This is a genomic window from Micromonospora sp. (genome assembly GCF_048594385.1).
Taxonomy (GTDB): domain Bacteria; phylum Actinomycetota; class Actinomycetes; order Mycobacteriales; family Micromonosporaceae; genus Micromonospora; species Micromonospora wenchangensis.
The window spans coordinates 1-2,020 of record NZ_JBMDWU010000101.1; the positions used below are offsets into that span (position 1 = coordinate 1).

Here is a 2,020-nt window from a genome sequence, read left to right on the forward strand (position 1 = left end):
GAGAAGAGCAGCACCGGCCGCTCCATCTCGGCGACCACCTCACGCATCACGAAGATGCTCTCCGCCTCCAACTCGTCGAGCTGGGAGACCTGGTACGCAGCCGATCCGCTGCTCATCGCGGGTCCTTTCCGGGGTGGGGGACGGGGGAACCGGAGGTGGCCGCCGTGCCGGCCAGTTGCCGCCGCAGCGCGGCGAGCAGCGGCACGGCCAGCTCGCCGCGACAGACCAGCAGGTCCGGCAGCCGGGGGTCCGCCTCGTTGTAGGTCAGCGCGGAACCGTCGATGCGGGACGCGTGGAACCCGGCGGCCGTGGCCACCGCCACCGGCGCGGCGGAGTCCCACTCGTACTGGCCGCCCGCGTGGATGTAGGCGTCCACGTCACCGGTCACCACCGCCGCGATCTTCGCCCCCGCCGAACCCATCGGCACCAGTTCCGCGCCGACCTCCTCGGCCAGCGCGGCCAGGAACGCGGGGGGACGGCTGCGGCTGGCCGCCAGCCGGATCATCCCGTCGGACGGGGAGGGCGCGGCCGGCAGCGCGTCGGCGACGTCGGTGGTCAGCACCCGGCCCTGCGCCGGCAACGCGACCGCACCGGCGACCAGCCCGTGCGGGGTCGCCGCGTCGCGGGCCCAGAGCGCCACGTGCACCGCCCAGTCGGCGCGGCCCTGCTCGGAGAACTCCCGGGTGCCGTCCAACGGGTCGACGATCCACACCCGCTCGGCGGTCCGCCGGGACACGCCGTCGCCGGTGTCCACCAGCCGGGAACCATCGTCCTCCTCGGAGAGCACCGCGTCGGCCGGGCGGCACCGGGCCAGCTCGGCCCGCAGGAGGTCGTGGGCGGCTCGGTCACCGGCGGCCTTCAACGCGGCGGGGTCGGCGTGACCGTGGTCGGCGCGTACCCGTAGCAGCAGCTCACCGGCGTCGGCGGCGAGCCGGCGGGCGAGCGCCACGTCGGATTCGGCGATGGTGGGGTCAACCATGGCAACTCCTCGACCTGTCGGGTACGCGGACGGTGGGGGTGCGGGTGGTCACTGGACGGCCCGGCGTGTGAAGCAGCGGACGCTGACCCAGGTCAGGACGACGGCCACCCCGGTCAGCACGGTCAGGCACACCCACGCCGGCAGGTGCGGCACGCCGGGCAGCAACGCCCCGCGCACCCCCTCGGAGACGTACGTCATCGGGTTGAGCGCGGTGACCACCTGGTACCAGGGCACCGACGACAGCCGGGGCCACGGGTAGTGGATGCAGCCGGTCCAGATGATCGGGGTGAGGATCACCGAGAAGGTCACGTTGATCCGCTGCACCGGCAGGGTGGTGGCCAGGCTCATCCCGATCGCCCCGCCGATCCACGCCCCGAGCAGCGCCACCACGAACGCCAGCGGCAGCCCTGCCGGCCGCCACGGCGCGGAACCGACCATCAGCGCGCCGAGCGGATAGATCAGCACGGCCGCGAGCAGCCCTCGGATGGTGGCGATCACCAGCTTGCCGATCGCGACGTACCCGGTCGGCAGGGGCGCCATCAACCGGTCCTCGATCTCCATGGTGAAGCCGAACTCCTTCACCAGCGGCAGGGCCACGCTCTGCAACGCGGTGGTGAGGGCGGCCAGGGCGATGATGCCGGGCAGGAACACGTCGGCGAAACCGCGCCCGACGAGGCCCTGGCTGCCCAGCACGGTGTCGAAGACGAACAGCATGAACAGCGGCGTCAGTCCGACCTGGACCAGGATGACCCAGAGTTCCCGGCCGGTGACCATCAGGTCGCGGCGCAGCACCGCGGCGAACACCCGCCCGGTCCCGGGCCGGGAGGGTGGGGTGGCCGTCGGGCGCAGCGGGGTCGGGGTGTCGAGAGCGGTCACCTCGGTTGCCTTCCGGTGAGTTCGATGAAGACGTCCTCCAGGCTGGGTTCGCCGACGTCGACGGCGTTGACCGCCGCCTGGCGGGCGGCGAGCACGGTCACCGCCGGGCCGAGCAGCGTCGCGGGATCGCCGGCCAGGTGCAGGCGGATGCGCAGCCGGCCGCGA

General features: G+C 73.4%; 2 protein-coding genes and 1 pseudogene. All 3 read right to left on the reverse strand.

Annotated features, from left to right (window positions below; genetic code table 11):
- Positions 1-116 (reverse strand): annotated as a pseudogene (locus tag ACOJTC_RS04560) (sulfate adenylyltransferase small subunit); the annotation flags it as partial.
- Positions 113-979 carry a 3'(2'),5'-bisphosphate nucleotidase CysQ gene (locus tag ACOJTC_RS04565; RefSeq protein ID WP_420115875.1) on the reverse strand — a complete coding sequence of 289 codons (867 nt, stop codon included), beginning with the start codon at positions 977-979 and terminating at the stop codon, positions 113-115. The pseudogene ACOJTC_RS04560 and the gene ACOJTC_RS04565, both read right to left, overlap by 4 nt.
- 48 nt (positions 980-1,027) lie before the next feature.
- A complete protein-coding gene (locus tag ACOJTC_RS04570) occupies positions 1,028-1,855 on the reverse strand; it encodes an ABC transporter permease (RefSeq protein WP_307826018.1) in 828 nt (275 codons plus the stop codon).
- Between the last annotated feature and the right edge of the window lie 165 nt (positions 1,856-2,020).